12 protein-coding genes are annotated in these 15,283 nt (G+C 71.3%); 8 read left to right on the top strand and 4 right to left on the bottom strand.

Annotation, left to right across the window (positions count from 1 at the left end; translation table 11 throughout):
• The first annotated feature begins 326 nt into the window (after positions 1-326).
• From ACIQOU_RS08995 to ACIQOU_RS08980, 4 genes are all read left to right on the top strand, one after another.
• Complete coding sequence (locus ACIQOU_RS08995) at positions 327-4,010, top strand: helix-turn-helix domain-containing protein (RefSeq protein ID WP_401535375.1); 3,684 nt, start codon at positions 327-329, stop codon at positions 4,008-4,010.
• Positions 4,011-4,261: 251 nt separating this feature from the next.
• The gene (locus ACIQOU_RS08990; RefSeq protein WP_401535373.1) at positions 4,262-4,906 is read left to right on the top strand and encodes a hypothetical protein; all 645 of its coding nucleotides are present in this window, start codon (positions 4,262-4,264) and stop codon (positions 4,904-4,906) included.
• A 30-nt stretch (positions 4,907-4,936) separates the two neighbouring features.
• Positions 4,937-5,812 carry a glycine betaine ABC transporter substrate-binding protein gene (locus tag ACIQOU_RS08985; protein ID WP_401535371.1) on the top strand — a complete coding sequence of 292 codons (876 nt, stop codon included), beginning with the start codon at positions 4,937-4,939 and terminating at the stop codon, positions 5,810-5,812.
• A gap of 29 nt (positions 5,813-5,841) precedes the next feature.
• Complete coding sequence (locus ACIQOU_RS08980) at positions 5,842-6,204, top strand: hypothetical protein (protein ID WP_401535369.1); 363 nt, start codon at positions 5,842-5,844, stop codon at positions 6,202-6,204.
• A gap of 144 nt (positions 6,205-6,348) precedes the next feature.
• Here ACIQOU_RS08980 and ACIQOU_RS08975 read toward each other — a convergent pair whose 3' ends face one another.
• Positions 6,349-6,999, bottom strand: coding sequence for a nitroreductase family protein (locus ACIQOU_RS08975; RefSeq protein WP_401535367.1), 651 nt, complete (start codon positions 6,997-6,999; stop codon positions 6,349-6,351).
• A gap of 872 nt (positions 7,000-7,871) precedes the next feature.
• Here ACIQOU_RS08975 and besD point away from each other — a divergent pair.
• Genes besD through besB form a run of 3 tightly spaced genes read left to right on the top strand, consistent with a single transcriptional unit; the run spans position 7,872 to position 10,971 of the window.
• Positions 7,872-8,564 (top strand): L-lysine 4-chlorinase BesD, encoded by a 693-nt coding sequence (gene besD, locus ACIQOU_RS08970; protein WP_401535364.1) that lies wholly within the window; start codon positions 7,872-7,874, stop codon positions 8,562-8,564.
• 41 nt (positions 8,565-8,605) lie between these two features.
• Positions 8,606-9,376 carry a 4-chloro-allylglycine synthase BesC gene (besC, locus tag ACIQOU_RS08965; protein ID WP_401535362.1) on the top strand — a complete coding sequence of 257 codons (771 nt, stop codon included), beginning with the start codon at positions 8,606-8,608 and terminating at the stop codon, positions 9,374-9,376.
• Positions 9,373-10,971, top strand: coding sequence for an L-2-amino-4-chloropent-4-enoate dechlorinase/desaturase BesB (gene besB / locus ACIQOU_RS08960; RefSeq protein ID WP_401535360.1), 1,599 nt, complete (start codon positions 9,373-9,375; stop codon positions 10,969-10,971). The genes besC and besB overlap by 4 nt, the downstream gene beginning before the upstream one ends.
• A gap of 133 nt (positions 10,972-11,104) precedes the next feature.
• Here the strand turns inward: besB and besA are convergent, their stop codons facing one another.
• Entirely contained in the window at positions 11,105-12,502 is a 1,398-nt protein-coding gene (gene besA / locus ACIQOU_RS08955; protein ID WP_401535358.1) for an L-propargylglycine--L-glutamate ligase BesA, read from the bottom strand.
• 343 nt (positions 12,503-12,845) lie between these two features.
• Positions 12,846-13,349: a signal peptide protein gene (locus ACIQOU_RS08950; RefSeq protein WP_401535355.1), complete on the bottom strand. Its 504-nt coding sequence runs from the start codon at positions 13,347-13,349 to the stop codon at positions 12,846-12,848.
• A gap of 442 nt (positions 13,350-13,791) precedes the next feature.
• On the opposite strand from ACIQOU_RS08950, the gene ACIQOU_RS08945 reads away from it, so the two are divergent.
• Positions 13,792-14,235 carry a hypothetical protein gene (locus tag ACIQOU_RS08945; protein ID WP_401535353.1) on the top strand — a complete coding sequence of 148 codons (444 nt, stop codon included), beginning with the start codon at positions 13,792-13,794 and terminating at the stop codon, positions 14,233-14,235.
• Positions 14,236-14,366: 131 nt separating this feature from the next.
• Here the strand turns inward: ACIQOU_RS08945 and ACIQOU_RS08940 are convergent, their stop codons facing one another.
• A complete protein-coding gene (locus tag ACIQOU_RS08940; protein WP_401535351.1) occupies positions 14,367-15,281 on the bottom strand; it encodes a hypothetical protein in 915 nt (304 codons plus the stop codon).
• Positions 15,282-15,283 lie beyond the last annotated feature (2 nt).

Raw genomic sequence — 15,283 nt, 5'->3', positions numbered from 1 at the left:
CCCTGCGGGAACTGCCCTGCGGGTTGCCTCTCCACGCACCCCCAGCCGCTGGGGGTGCGTGATCCCTAGGGGGCGTTCCCTGCGGGGTAGCCCCTCCGGGTGCCCCCTCCAGGCGTCCCAGATGTCTCCCCCCTCTCCCCCTCTCCCCCTCGGCCCCTCGCCCTCTCCCCCCCCTCCCCCTCGGCCCCTCCCCCTTCTTCCTCCTCATCTCGCTCCCAGTATTTGCTGGACGGACACAGGATGTTCTTTTTAACTCTCAAGTTGTGATGACATACTCGCCGACGTGAAGCTCAGCGCGGCCGTGGACGGTGTAAGTGGGTGGCGTCGTGGGGCGGCCTGAGCGGCCGATCGATCCGGAGGCCGGGCCCGTTCAGCGGCTCGCCTGCGAGTTGCGGGCATTGCGCCGGTCGGCGGGCTCCCCCTCCTACCGGGCCATGTCGCAGCTCGCCGACGTCTCCGTGACCGCCCTCTCGCAGGCTGCTGCGGGCGAACGCCTCCCGTCGGCCGCCGTGGTCCGTGCCTACGCGCGGGCCTGCGGTGCCGAACCGGACGACTGGGAACGCCGGTTGAAGGCGGTGGCCGAGGAAGCCGCGCCGTATCGCGGGGCGGACAGTGAGTCGCCGTACCGGGGGACGGAACCGTTCCAGCCGGGTGACCGGGACCTGTTCTTCGGCCGGGACCGGGCCGCCGAGGACGCGATGCGGCTGGTGCGGGAGCACCGGTTCGCGGTGCTGCTCGGCGCGACCGGCAGCGGCACCTCCTCGCTGGTGCGGGCCGGTCTCATCCCCCGACTCGAAGACCTCGTACGGGAGTTGGACTGCGGGGCGCGGCTGCGGCTGATCACCCCGGGCGCGCGGCCCGCGACCACGCACGGCGCGCTGCTCGCGCCGCCCCGGACGGGGCCCGAACGGATCGTCGTGGTCGACCAGTTCGACGAGATCTTCACCAAGTGCCGTGACCGCGCCGACCGTTGGCTGTTCGTGGACCAACTCCTCGCCGCCCGGGAACCCGGCAGCCGACTGCGCGTGATCCTCGCGGCGGGCAGCCGTTTCGCCGACCGGTGCGCCGAACACCCCGGCCTCGCCGAGGCGTTGCGCTCCAGCACGCTGCGCATCGAGCCGCCGACCCGCACCGAACTGCGGGAGGTCATCGTCGGCCCGGCCACCGCGGCCGGCCTGCGGATCGAACGGGAGCTGACCGCCCGCCTCATCGAGGAGACCGTCGACGAACCCGGCGCCCTGCCGCTGCTCTCGCAGACCCTGCGCGAGACCTGGCGGCGTCGGCGCAGCGGCGTGCTGACGACGGCCGCGTACGAGGAGGCGGGCGGCGTGCGCGGCACCGTCGTCGCGGCGGCCGAAGAGGTGTACGCCCAGTTCGACCCGGCCCAGGCGCAGGCCGCCCGACGGCTGCTGCTCGCGCTGATCACCCCAGGTGACGGCACCCTCGACACCCGTCGCCCGCTGCCCCGCGCCGATCTGCGGGAGTGGCCCGACCCTGAGATACCCCTCGTACTCGAACGGCTGGCGCGGGCCCGCCTCGTCACCGTCGACGACACCCACGTCGAGGTCGCGCACTCGGTGCTGATCACCGGCTGGCCCCGGTTGCGCGGCTGGCGCGAGGAGAACTGCGAGCGGATGCGGCAGCACCGTCGCCTCGCTGAGGCCGCCCGGGTCTGGGAGGCGCACGGCCACGCCACCTGCACCCTGTACCGGGGCGCCCGACTCGCCACCGCCGACGCCCTGTTCGGGCGGGACCGGCACGACGACGACCTCTCCGGACTGCAACGGGCCTTCCTCAGCGCCTCCCGGGTGGCCGCGTCGATGGAGCACTGGCGGGCCGACCGCGCCAAGGAACGGCACCGCACCCTGCTCCTCGCGCTCTCCTTCGTCGTCCTCGGCGCCCTCGCCGTCGGCCAGATCGCCTGGGACGCCAACGACACCGCCGAGCGCGAACGCGACCGGACCGGCGCCCACCGGGCCGCCGTTCTCGCGGCGCAGGAACGCTTCACCGACCCGCGTCGCAGCGCCCTGCTCAGCGTCGCCGCCTGGCGGCTCGACCCGGAGCTGCCCGACAGCCGCGCCGCCCTCTTCGACTCCCTCGCCGGGCCCGAACGGGACGTCTTCAGCCACCCGCCGCAGGCCGCCGGCGCCCGCGCCTTCCTCGTCGACTCCGGCCGCACCCTCCTCGACGTGGGCGGCGGCACCTGGTCGAGCTGGGACGTGCGCAGCCATCGCCGCCTCGGCTCCGGGCGGCTGCCCGACGCGCCGGTCACCGCGGTCGCCCCCGACGGCCGCACCGTCGCCCTGACCGACACCAACGGCACCCGGCTGTGGCGCCTGCCCGGCGCGGGGCGGGACGGCGGCGCCGGGTTCGCCCGGTCGACGGCCGGTCCGGTGCTCGGGTTCGGCGCCGACGGGCGCAGTTACGCGGTGCGCGCGTCGACGTCGCAGCTGCGGTCGGTGGCGGACGGGCGGGTGCTGTTCGAAACGGCCGCCGGTGGCGCCGTCGTACCGAGCGCCGACGGCCGCCTCGTCGCCGTCTGTCCTCCGGGTCGTCCCCTAGGGGTCAGGACCACGGGACGTCCCCTAGGGGACGACCCGGAGCGGGGCCGGGTGGTGCACGGCGGCTGGGAGAGCACGGACTGCGCCCCCTCCGGCACCGTCCTGTTCAGCCCCGACGGGCGACGGCTCGCCGCGACCACCCCGACCGGCATCAGGGTCTGGGACACCCGCTCGGGGCACCGCCTCGCCGACCTCACCCATCCCGGCGACCGGCACCTCGCGTTCACGCCGGACGGGGCGTTCCTCGCGGCGGCCGGACAGGACGGCGTGACGGTGTGGCGGGTGCCCGGGTCCGAGGTGCCCAGCGTGCCGGTCTTCCGGCACACCGTGGCCGACGGCCCCGTCACCGCCCTCGCCTTCAACTCCGGCCGCCCGAGCCTGCGTTACCTCGCCGGGAACACCGTGCACACCCTCGACCTCACCACCCCGCTCACCTCGCCGTGGCTCGGCCGGGCCGCCGACCACGTCGTCCTCAGTCCCGACGGCGGCCTCGTCGCCGTTGCCCAACTGAGCGGAAACGGCTATGAGTTCGCCCTGCGTGCCACGGCGGACGGGCGTCTTGTCGCCCGGCTGCCCGCACCGGACGTCGCCCCGGGCGGGCGGCCCCTGATGGCCTTCAGCCCCGACGGCCAGCACGTCGCCTACGGCACCGGCGCCCCGGCCGGACGGAGCACCGGTGCCCGGTTCGACGTCTGGGACCTGCCCGCGCACCGCCGTTCGGCCGCCCTCGCGCCCACCGGAACCGCCGCCTACGCCGTCCGCGCCATCGCCCTCACCCCGGGCGGCGAGGGCCTGTTGCTCTGCTGGACCACCGCCGACGGGTCGGTCGCCGAGGAACTGTGGGACACCGCGATCGGCACCCGCGTCGAGGTGCCCGAGGTCGGCGCCGGTATCCAGGACGCCGTGTCGGTCGCCGGTTTCCGCGGCCCGACCGGCCTGGTCCCCTACGACCTGGAACCCAACCGCCCCGAGGACACGCAGGTCGTCGCGTTCAGCCGGGACGGCAGCCACCTCGCGACCGGCGGCGCCTTCGGCAGCGTCGACGTGTGGGACGGCATGAGCACCCGGCACCGCGCCGCCGTCATCCCGCCCACCGCCGCCACCCCCGGCTGTACCGCCTGCTCCGAGGTCACCGCCCTCGGCTTCAGCCCCGACGGCCTCACCCTCGCCGTCGGCTACGGCTCGGGCGCCCTGCGGCTGTGGGACGTCGGCGCCCAACAACCCCTAGGGGACAGCCTCAGCACCCCCGGCGACGCGATCCGTTCCGTCGCGTTCAGCAACGACGGCGCCTCCCTCTACGCGGGCAGTGGCCATGTCCCCATCCAGCACTACGGGATCGCCCCGGCCGGGATCGTCGACCGGCTCTGCGCCCGCGCGGGCGGCGATCTGACCCGCGCCGAGTGGCGGACCTACCTCCCGGACGTGCCCTACCGACGCCTGTGCCCCTGACCGGACCGGAGGGGCGGTCCGGTTCCGGCAGGTCGGGGGCGAGTAGCGCGGGTTGAGTTGTTCGCGGCTCTGACCTGCATTGCTGAACAACTCCGCGGCCTCAAAAGTGGTTCTCGACCGGCCCGCGACATCCCCCCGAGCGGGCCACGGTTTCGGGCGGCCCGGCACACCTGGGCCGCCCGGCTCCGTCAGATCCGTTCCGCCGCCGCCGGGCCCCCAGCCCGCCGGCGTCCCCTCCCGTGGAGAGAACGATGGAAACCTCGCGCCGCATGAGCCGTTCCCCGCTGCGCACGCTCCGGTCCGCCGGTGCCGCCTCCGCCCTCGCCCTGGGCGTCTCCCTGCTGGTCGCCCCCCAGGCGTCCGCCGCAGACACCCCCACCACCAAGGAACTCCTCGACGCCTGTAGCTGGGCCGACCTGTGCGAGTTCCACCCGCAGAGCTACTGGACGTACACCGGCCCCAACCACCAGGTCGGCTCCACCGCGTACAACTGCGCGAGCCAGACCAACCAGCACCGCATCGACTGGTCGGACACCACCTCCGCCGCCAACTCGGTCGGCGTCTCGATCAGCGTGAGCGCCAAGTTCTGGGTCGCCTTCGAGGCCGAGGTCACCGCCTCCTACGGCCACACCTGGACCACCTCGCACACCGACGCCCAGAGCGAGACCGTCAACATCCCCTCCGGGTACAAGGGTTGGATCGAGCGCGGCACCGCCAAGCAGCAGGCCAAGGGCTGGTACGAGATCCACTTCGGCAAGCGCTACTACGACCACTACATCTGGTACGTCAACGACTACGCGGCGTCCGGCTTCAACAAGGACAACCCCAACTCGGGCTACGTCAACTTCAAGGACGCCCCGATGTCCGCCGCGGACCGCTCCGCGCACTGCAACTGACCTTCCTCCACGCATGACTCGGGGTGCTCCGTGACCTCACCCACCCGTTCGCGCCGCGGTGCCGGGGCGGCCGTCCTGTGCGCGCTGCTCCTGCTGACCGGCTGTGCCGGCGGCGGCGCCACGAAGAACGAGTACGCCGACCGCCGGGGCGCGACGGTGATCGGCACCGACGGCTCCGCCGAGAGCCGGATCGTGGCGGCGCTCTACGGAGCCCTCCTGACCGGCGCCGGACAGCAGGTCCGGACGGTGACCTCCGGTTACACCTCACCGGCGGACACCGCACAGGCCGTGGTGGACGGCGAGTTGAGCCTCGCCCCCGCCTATGAGAGCACCCTGCTGCGGGCGTTGCCGGGCGGCCAGACGCTGCCCGGCAACATGGCGGCCACGCTCAGCATGGCGTTGCCGCCGGGCATCGTCGCGCTGCCCCCGGCCGCCGCCCAGCGCGGCATCGTCCTCGCGGTCACCCGGGCCACCGCCCGGCGCGACGGACTGCGCACCCTCGCCGACCTGAGCGAGACGGACGCCCGCCGCACCCTCGGCGGCGCCGCCTCCGGCGACCCGGACGCCCCCACCCCGGCCGCGTTGAAGAAGGCGTACGGCGTCACCCTCACCGCCGTCGGCACCTCGGCGAAGGCCGATGTCCGGGTCCTGCGCGGCACCGACCCGGCCCTCGCCGGAGAGGACTTGACCGTGCTGAGCGACCCCGAGGCCGTCGTCCCGCCCGAACACGTCTTCCCGCTCATCCAGGCCCCCTACGCGGACCTGTCCGCCCGGAAGGCCCTCGCACGTCTCAACTCAGCCTTGACCACAGCCCAGTTGGCCACCCTCGTCGCCTCCGTCGAAGCAGGCGGGACCCCCACCGGGGTGGCCCGTGACTGGCTGCGCGCGCACGGGCTGCGCAAGTGAACCCCACACGACAGAACGGCGGTAATGCCATGCGTCACCTCATCGGGAGAAGGATCGCCACTGCGGTCCTCGCCGCGAGCGCCGTCTTCGGCGGCCTGGCGATGCCCGGTACGGCCAGCGCCGACGAGGTCGGCTCCCAGGTCCGGATCTGCAACAACAACGACCGGCTGCTGACGTTCTTCCTGGTCGGCGCCAACCAGTACAACGACTGGGTCGGCTCCCGCTACTGGGAGGTCCCGGCGCACGCCTGCACCACGGCCGCCGACTACTGGTGGAAGACGAACTCCTCGGTCGAGTTCCACTCCGTGCGGGTCCCCGCGGCCTGGACCTTCCGCCAGCTCTACATCGCGAAGGCCAACCGCGGCGTCACCCAGGAGTTCACCATCAACTAGCCCCAACTCCCCTTCACCACAAGGGGGTTATGGCGCACACGAGCGCCCCGGGAAGCCACGTCCGGCTCCCCGGGGCGCTCGCGGGTTGTGTCAGCGACCTGACGACCGGTGTCTTTCAGGGGCGCGGGGAACCGCGCGACCACGTCACTCCGCGCCGACGGATGCCCTGGGGCCGTGCGTCGGGCGCAGCGGCGTCGCGGTCTCGAAGACGGAGACGCGGTCGGAGATGTCGGGGAGCGGCCTGCGCTGCCGGGGGCCCTCCGGAGACGTTCCGATGTCGAGGGAGCCCAACAGCCTTTCCCCTTCGGCCATATGGAGCAGGCCGCGGGGGCCGGGGCTGGTGCACAGTTCGCCGGTGCGCCAGATGCTGCCGTAGCCACGGGCGTGCAGCAGCATCATCAGCGCGTGCGTCATCGAGCAACTGGCTGCCAACTGCTCCCATTCGGGAATCCCGTGCCCCGCAGAAGGGGCGAACACCAGCAGCGCCCGCAGCGGCGGTTCCGGCAGGCTGCGCGGACGCTCCTCGGCGGCGGGAAACCCACTGAGATCCAACGGCGGTGTCGTCGGGGCCAGTTGGGATGCCACCGGGTCCTGCGGGGGCAGCGGCTCCAGGGCGCGGGTCAGTGCGGCGCGGGCCTCTCCGCGCACCAGTATCCAGCGCCAGGGCCGCAGTCGCCCGTGATCGGGGGCGGTGGCCGCGCCGCGCAGGAGGTAGCGGAACTCCTCGTCGTTCGGGGCGGGTTCGGTCAGAATCGTTTCGCTCCTGCGGGTGACGATCGCGGTCATGACGTCCATCGGGCCTCGGTTCCTTCCAGGTCGGGGGTGGAGCGGGCGGACTCAGGGACGGGCGATCGAGGCGTCCGCGACCGCGTTGTCCGCGAGGGAGAAACCCGGGCCGAGCGGTGTGCCGGTCACTGTGCCTCCATATCCGATGCCGGGGCGCGGGAGTGGGGGAAAGGCAAGCCGGAGCCATGTCGTCGCCTGCGTGACATACGGGCTCCTTTCGCCGACTCCCGGGGCGAGGAGCCGGGCGGATGCCGGGATCACCATAGGCCTCGTTGATTGTTTACGCGAGTGGTCGTGCGGAAGATCGGGAGAACCGGAATCGCAGGCCGAACGGCCTCTTGACGAGCCGTTCGACAATCCGGCCGACAGGGCGATCGGCGGGCCGATCATCGGGCCGATCAACGGGGCGTTCGGCGCGCTGATCGGTGGCCGATCACAGCCCCTCGGAATAACTTGATTGTCGAACGGTCGAGAGGGCGAATCGGCCGTCACGCGATTCACGCCACGTTCACTCGGCGAGGCCCGCGTGAACGCCCGCAAGATTCACCGAGGCGTATCGCGAACGCCCACCTGCCCCTCTCCCGACGGTCGATCACCACGCCTTTTCGGGATCGAAGTCCGTGACGCCCCTCGATCGGCCCGTATCGTGCGGGGAAATCGTCCCCAGGATCGACCTGAATTCGCCCCCGTGATCGATCCCGTGGTTGATCGGGGCCGGGACGCGAACTTACGGTCATGCCCGGCGTTTCAGCAGGCGCCGCCACTGAGCACCGCAGTCGATCCCCGCCTTCACCAGCCGGACATCGGAGAAACTTGTGAGCGGTAAAGGACTTGGCTCAAAGAACGTCTGCACCTCGCTCGACACCGGCGACATCCGCCGGATGACGCAGCAATACCACCGTTTCGGCATCGCCACCGTGACCGACCTGATCGAAGCGCCCACCCGCCAACTGGTGCGCGCCGAAGCGGAACGCCTCCTGGAGAAGCACGCCGAGCGGCGCGATCTGCGCCTGGAGACCACCGGCTTCACCCGCCGCTCCATGTCCGTCGTACCCAGCGAGATGATCGCCGCCAACAGCGAACTCGTGACCTCGATCTACGCCGACCCCGGGCTGCTCGGCGCCCTGGAGACCCTCGCCGGGGAGAAGCTGCACCCCTGCCCCAAGGCCGACGAGGAATTCCTCATCACGCGGCAGGAACAGCGCGGGGACACGCACGGCTGGCACTGGGGCGACTTCAGTTTCGCCCTCATCTGGGTCCTGGTCGCGCCGCCGATCGACGTCGGCGGACTGCTCCAGTGCGTCCCCCACACCACCTGGGACAAAGAGAACCCACGCATCAACAGCTACCTCGCCGAAAACCCCATCAACACCTATCACTTCTCTTCGGGAGACGTGTATTTCCTGCGGACCGACACCACGTTGCACCGCACGATCCCGCTGCGTGAAGACGCTACTCGCATCATCCTGAATATGACATGGGCAGGTGCCCGTGATCTGAGTCGTGAGTTCGACGCGGATGACCGGTGGTGGGACGACGCCAACGTCTCGGCTGCGTCCGCCCTCAAGAAGTGACCACCCCCGACGCCGATTCCCGTCCAGGAAGCGAGACGACCATGGCCGAACTGAACACCCCGGACTCCAGCACCGCGGTATGGGACCACTTCGACAACGTCGAACCGGGCATCCGGCGCCGGATAGCCGTCCAGGACCCGGCGATCAAGGAATACCTGGACGGCATGCTGGCCGATATCGCCGGACACCGCGGAGTCGAGCACCCGTATCTGAACGCCTACCGCGGCACGCGACTGACCGCCGAGCAAGAACGCCTCATGTACAGCGAGTGCTACTACTTCTTCCGCCATCTCCCCTTCTACATCACCGGGATGGCCATCAAGACCCGGGACGAGATGATCCTCCGGGAGATCATCCTGAACGTGGCCGACGAAGTCGGCGGGGAACGCACCCACAGCACGCTCTTCTCGGAATTCCTCGGCCGGCTGGGAATCGAGCAGGAACACCTCGACCGTTATGAGCCGCTTGAGGTCACCAAGCAGCTGAACGACGGAATCCGGGTCCTGTACACCGAGTCGCCGATCCACAAGGCCCTCGGCGCGCTGTACGCCGACGAGACCATGTCGTCCATCATGGTCTCCAAGATCAACGACGGCCTCGCCAACCAGGGGTACGGCAAGAACGTCCGCCACTTCTGGCAGCTCCACATCGACGTCGAGGTGGGGCACAGCAACTCCGTCTTCAACGCGATCGCCCCCTACGTGGGATCACCTACGGCCCGCGCGGAGTTCGAGGAGGGAGCCTTCGAGTTCCTCGGCCTGGTGGAGCGCTACTGGGACGGCGTACAGCGGCTGGTCGGTCTCGACACATGACGCTGGAGACCTTCGGGGGACCCGGGGACTCCGGGGACGTCGGGGCCGTCGGGGCGGGGCACGGGCTGCGGCACATCGCCGCAGGCCGGCCCGTCCCCGGCTCCGTGCACTCCGTGTCCGTCTCGATCCCCGACGTCGATTCCGTCATCGGCTACGAGTCGGGCGACGCGGCCACCCGCAGCCGTATCTCCTGGGGGTACCCGCGCTTCCGCACCCACCCGTACGTGACGCGGGTGGCGGAACTCCTCGTCCGGGAGGGCGTCCCGGACGGTGTCCCGGCCGACGTCCGAGGCGGCGGCGCGGGTGAGGGGCTGGTGCTGGTCCGGTCGGCGCGGGCCTCGCGGGCCGCCGTCGAGTATGCCGGGCTCTCGCCGGAGGCCGCGTTCGAACGGCGTGGCCTGCACGGGGTGCGGCTCCCGGCCGACGCCGTCTCCGCCGCCCGGGTCCGCGCGTACGTCCAGCACACCGGCAGCCACCTGTCCTCGCGGGAGGCGGAGGACGTGCTGCTGGACGCCGGTCTGATCGACGGCAGGCAGGCCGAGGCCACGATGGCGGACGCCCCCTCGGACGCCGTCAGAGCCGTCCTCGCCACCGCCTACGGTGTCCGCGAACCCGCCGATGTGTCACTGCACAACAGCGGGATGAACGCCGTGGCGGCGACCATCGCCGCGCTCTCCGCCATCCAACGGGAGAGCGGTCGCCGTCGGTGGCTCCAGCTCGGCTGGGTCTTCTTCGACACCGTGAGCCTGCTGGAGAAACGGGTCGTCGACGCCGAACTCACCACCGTGGCCGACCCGTTCGACCTCGCGGAGATCGCCCGTGTCGTCGACGCGCACGCCGGGGAACTCGCCGGGATCATCGCCGAGGTGCCGAGCAACCCGAGCCTGCGCACCCCGGACATCCCGGCGCTGCGGGAGATCGCCGACCGGGCCGGCTGCGCGCTGGTCGTCGACGCGACGATCGCCACCCCCTACAACGTCGACGTGCTGCCCCATGCCGACGTGGTCTGCGAGAGCCTCACCAAGTACGCCACCGGGTCGGCCGACGTCCTGATGGGAGCGGCCGTCATCAGCGCGGACTCCTCCTTCGCCGCCGACCTCCGCGCCGAGTTGCCGCGCCACGGTGACGAGCCCTACCACCGCGACACCGCCCGGGTGGCCGCCCGGATTCGTGACTACGCCCGGCGGATGGACCGGGTGAACGCCAACACCCTCGCCCTCGCCGCCTGTCTGGAACGGCACGCCCGTGTCGTCCGGCACGTCGGCTGGGCGTACGACGCCCGGTCCGCCGCCAACTACCGCAAGATAGAACGCCGTTCCGACGCACCCGGCGGCCTGCTCCTGGTCGACCTCAAAGTGCCGTTGGAGGAGGTGTACGACCGGCTCGCGGTCGCCAAGGGCCCCAGTTTCGGGGCCGAGTTCACGATGGCGTCGCCGCAGATCTTCATCGCGCACTACGACCTGCTCGCGACGGAGCAGGGCCGGGCCGCCCTGCGGGCCAGGGGGCTGCACCGGGACATGCTGCGGATCTCCGTCGGCACGGAGGAACCGGAGCGGATCGTCGAGGCCTTCGAGCGGGCACTGCGTCCCGCTTGAGGGAGGTGAACGGCCCTGGTGGACCAGGGCAGTTCAGTCCTCGGCGTCTCCAGGGGGCGGCTCCGCGAACCGGTGCCGCCCCCGCCCTCAAAGGCAGGCGTCTCCCGCCCTCAAGCGCAGGCGTCCCTCGCTCTCAGGCGCGGGCGGCGTCGCCCATCAGGGAGGCTTCCGCCGCCTTGATGTAGGCGTCGGCGGCCTCGAACGTCGGCGCCAGCGCGGTGAGTTCGACGAAACCGCAGGCCGTCAGGGCGCCGAGCACATGCAGGGCCACGCCCTCGCCCTTGTCCTCCCGGTACAGCAACCCTTCCGCGCGCAGCCGTTCGACGGCCGTCCTCGGGTCGAGCCTGCCGAGCGCCTCCGGCTCGTGCAGCCGCCCGTGCACGTAACACATCGGCTGGCCGTCGCCCCGCCGCAGCAGCCCGTCGTCCCCGACCTCCCGGCCGACGAGCGCCTCGGCGTACCGCAGGGCGTGACTGGGGCCGACCTTGCGGAGGTTGATCTCCACGGCGAGGGGACCCCGGTCGCCCGCGACCACGAAGTCGATGCCGAACGTGCCCCGGTGCCCGAGTCGGGCCAGCACCGCGCCGGTGCGGGAGACGGCGTCGCCGATGGCGGGCCGCCACCGCTCCTCGGCCGGGAACCGGCAGCCCCAGTACTGGCCGCCCGACAGCACCTGGTCATGGCTGGCGACGACCTTGACGGTGCCGTCCGCGCCGATGTGCCCGAGCCCGCTGGGGGACGAGGTGATGTTCTCCACGAACTCTTCCACGATCGCGCCGCCCTCGGCGAGTTCGCGGTAGAAGGCCTCGGCGGGCATCCGGATCACCTCGGCCGCCGCGAGGAGGTCCCCGGTGCCGGCGAACTTGTCGCAGTCGATCAGCACGTTGCCGATCGACGCGGCGTAGGTGCTGGCGCTCAGCTTCACCATGGCGTGCCGCGCCTGGAGCGGGCCGGTGGCGAGCCGCGCGACCTGCTGGATCACCGGTTCTTCGCTGTGCAGTTCCTCGAACGACCCGTCGGGGACCTCGACATGGGCGGTCACGAGGATCTGCTTGCCCCCGGACTTGCTGCCCCAGCGGTTGACGAACTCCTGGTGGCCCTCTTCGAGGCCGGCGCCGACCTCGCGGGCCAGTGTGTCGAGGGAGTCGGAGGCCATGAAGTGGACGATGGTCGTGTGCGCGCTGTCCTGCGCGGCGCTCCGCAGCGCCTCGACGAGCCGTCCGTCGCCGAGGACCTGGTCGTCGAGCGGGCCCGGCCGGTGCGCGTCGGGGGTGAGCAGGGTCAGCCGCTCACGGGCGCTCTCGATCATGCGGTCGTCGAACCGGAAGACGTCACGGAAGTGGTAGTCGAGCGTGTAGGGGTCCACGGGTTCCGACGTGATGGCGATCATCCGCACCGACGGGTCGCGGAGGTCCCACAGGAAACAGAGGCTGCGCTCGGCCGAGTACCGAAGGTACGACACCTCCTCCAGCAATTGTTCGGCGTAGCTGAACGCGTAGATCAGAATCCGAGTGGAATCGAAATCAGCCATGAGAAAGCGCTCTGCCTCACTTGTCTTCGTCGCGGCGGGCGGCCCGAACGCATGCACACGGGCCGGTTGCTCCAGCTGAGGCTAACGGCCGTGTCAGCCGAAATGACGCCAGAATCACCCGTTCCGACGACTTCCCGCAAAGAAGTACGGCGAATTCGACAGAGTGTGTGGCCGAAAGGCGGGGGTGCGTGGCGAGAAATAGGTGAACACCGCGCCCCGGATTTCCGCCCCGGGCGCCACCGACCCCCGTACACCCCAACGCCCCTCCCCGCACCCGGCGTTCGGGACCCGTTCAACACGGGCCCGGTGCGGGGGAGTTGGGGAGGGGCGTTTCAGGGTGGGGTCAGTTGTAGAGGGCTGTGCGGGGGTGGAGGGTGCCGGTGGCTGTGGGGGTCGTCGTCGTGATGCGGTACTGCTGGGTGAGGGTCTCGCCCGGGTGGAGGGTGCGCTCGGCGGAGGTGAGGTCGGTGAAGAGGGTGCCGGTCTGGCTGCCGACGGTCACCGGCGTGAGGGTGCCGTCCTGGCCGGCCTGCTCCAGCCGTATGTCCGACGGCGTCAGGAACGGGCCGGCGTCCGGGGACTCCACCAGGACCTGCGGGGCCACGGTCTGGTCGGCCGCCGTGTCGTTGCGGTAGGACACCGTGAACGTCTGCGACCGGCCGGCCGCCGGGAGGGGCTGCGTCGGCAGGTCGACGAAGCTCGTCGGGCTCGGCGCGGTGGACGACGTCCGGGCCGTCGAGGTGAGCGGGAGCGTGCTCGCCAGCGCCGGGGCGGCGCCCGCCGCGCCGACCAGCGCGGCCGCGAGCGTCAAGGATGCTGCCGCGAGACGGCAGGTGGTCAACGACACGTGAATTTCCCCTTGGCGTGAAGGTGCGGTGGTCGTGACGGCTTTATGGCCGTGTGGGCCCGATGGTATTCGGTCCGTCCGGTATTCGGTCGCCCGGGGTTCGAGGAGCCGCTCCCCTTCCCGGTGCTGGGCTCGTTCCCGGTTTCCCCGTTCTTACTCGGGGCGGGTGCGGGGCCGGTCGGCGGGGTCCTCGTGTGCGGTGTCGTGCCTGGTCCGGCGGGTGGGGGCGGGTGGGTCCGTGCGGCTTATTGTGGGGTGGCCGGGGTTGTTTGTCACTCCGGACCGGAGCGTGAACAATTCTTTCTCGAAGATAGGGGTAGGGGTTATTCTGACCATTACCTGACGGCTGATTTATTGAGCTTTATTTGAGTTTTCGGGAGGGATCGATTACCTAATGTGTGTCCCGGAAAACTTCTGCTCATCCCCCCACAGGAGATCCCCTATGCGCTTCTCACCCCCGAAGTCGACGCTTCGTAAGGCCGCGCTCGGCACCCTCGCCCTCGGCATGCTCGGCGTCGGCGTCGGAGTGGTCACGGCCGCTCCGGCCGAGGCCGTGTCGGGACGCCGGCTGTGCGTGTACACGGAGAACGAGTCCGGCTGGACCCAGCTCACGGACAACCGTCGCTACAGCGCCTACGTCGCCGTCAACTACAAGAAGGACGGCGCCTGCCCGACCGTCAACCCGTCGAAGTTCCGCTGGAAGGTCGGCGCGCAGCCGGTCCGGAAGATCACCTGCGAGCAGTGGCCGGCGGTCGCCAACCCGTGGCCCGGCACCGACGTCTGCACGCAGATACCCGCCGACGCGGTGTTCGAGGCCCGCGTCTACGAGGACGGCCGGGGCCCCGCAGGCTGGTCGATCGGCGCGTCCGTCTGGCAGTTCCAGTAGCACCCGTAGCCCTACCGGGCCGGTGAGCCCGAAGGTACAGGCGAGCCCCCTGTTCTGGTGCCCCCGGACTTCCCCCAGGGTCCGGGGGCACCGCCCGTTACCGGGTCAACCGGCGTGCGTCACACGGCCGTTCACGCGTCCGGCAGGGAACTCGCCAAGTCTTCCCACGCCCCGTGCACATCCGCCCCGACCATCCCGAACTGTGTGATCACCGCGACGCAACGGCCTTCCTCGTCGTCGAGTTCGAGGGCTGACGTCGGTCCGTGGGCCGCCGTGGAGCGGACCAGGTGGCAGGCGTGCACGGCGGTGAGGTCGAACTCCACGGAGCTGTGGGCCAGGGCGGCGAAGACGCGGCCGCCGAGGGTGCGGTCGGTGACATGGACCGGGCCGTAGCTCGCCTGCATCACCGACGGGGCGAACACCCCCACGCCGATCGGCAGGCCCACCGAGCAGACGTGGTCGAGGACGGCCGGGACGACGTCCAGCGCGATCTCCCGGTGCTCCGCGCGGTAGTTGTGGAACTCCGCGCGCCGCGCGAGGCCGCCGTCGGTGAGGATCGCGTCGAGCTGGGTGAGCTGGTCGCCGTTCTCCCACGGAGGGACGGCGGGCGGCGCGGGCGGCGCGGTCGGCGTCGTCCCCGCCTCGATCGTGTCGGTCAGGCCGGCCAGGAGGCGGTCGCCCTCCGAGAGCAGGCGGCCCCGGTGGATCGTTCGGCCCTGGTGGTCGAGGAGATGGACCGCGACCGTGTCCTCGGCGTCGCGCGTCACCACCGCCGCGTCGATCCCGGCGCCGTCCACCCGCAGCGTGATCTCACCCGGGTGCACGGTGAACGCCTCGCCGCGCAGGGTCGGGGGCGCGTAGCTGCCCGCCTGGTCGATATGGGCGACCCGGCCGCCGGTGACCGCCTGCACGTACTGGAAGAGGGTCAGGGAGCGGGCCAACTCCGGTACGCGCGGGTCGATGAGCCGGACCCGGGTGCTGCGGCGGGCGCAGCAGCCCGCGAACGCGCAGGCCACGTCAGGGGAGTTGGGGTCGTGGGCGCTCATCG

The organism is Streptomyces sp. NPDC091279 (assembly GCF_044757465.1).
Lineage (GTDB): Bacteria > Actinomycetota > Actinomycetes > Streptomycetales > Streptomycetaceae > Streptomyces.
This window is presented reverse-complemented; position numbering and strand designations above follow the sequence as displayed.

Bases quoted from the DNA above. Each gene is read 5' to 3' on its own strand.
- ACIQOU_RS08990 (WP_401535373.1), top strand. From the start codon at position 4,262: ATGGAAACCTCGCGCCGCATGAGCCGTTCCCCGCTGCGCACGCTCCGG.
- ACIQOU_RS08980 (WP_401535369.1), top strand. From the start codon at position 5,842: ATGCGTCACCTCATCGGGAGAAGGATCGCCACTGCGGTCCTCGCCGCG.
- ACIQOU_RS08975 (WP_401535367.1), bottom strand. From the start codon at position 6,999: ATGGACGTCATGACCGCGATCGTCACCCGCAGGAGCGAAACGATTCTG.
- besD (WP_401535364.1), top strand. From the start codon at position 7,872: ATGACGCAGCAATACCACCGTTTCGGCATCGCCACCGTGACCGACCTG.
- besC (WP_401535362.1), top strand. From the start codon at position 8,606: ATGGCCGAACTGAACACCCCGGACTCCAGCACCGCGGTATGGGACCAC.
- besB (WP_401535360.1), top strand. From the start codon at position 9,373: ATGACGCTGGAGACCTTCGGGGGACCCGGGGACTCCGGGGACGTCGGG.
- besA (WP_401535358.1), bottom strand. From the start codon at position 12,502: ATGGCTGATTTCGATTCCACTCGGATTCTGATCTACGCGTTCAGCTAC.
- ACIQOU_RS08945 (WP_401535353.1), top strand. From the start codon at position 13,792: ATGCGCTTCTCACCCCCGAAGTCGACGCTTCGTAAGGCCGCGCTCGGC.
- ACIQOU_RS08940 (WP_401535351.1), bottom strand. From the start codon at position 15,281: ATGAGCGCCCACGACCCCAACTCCCCTGACGTGGCCTGCGCGTTCGCG.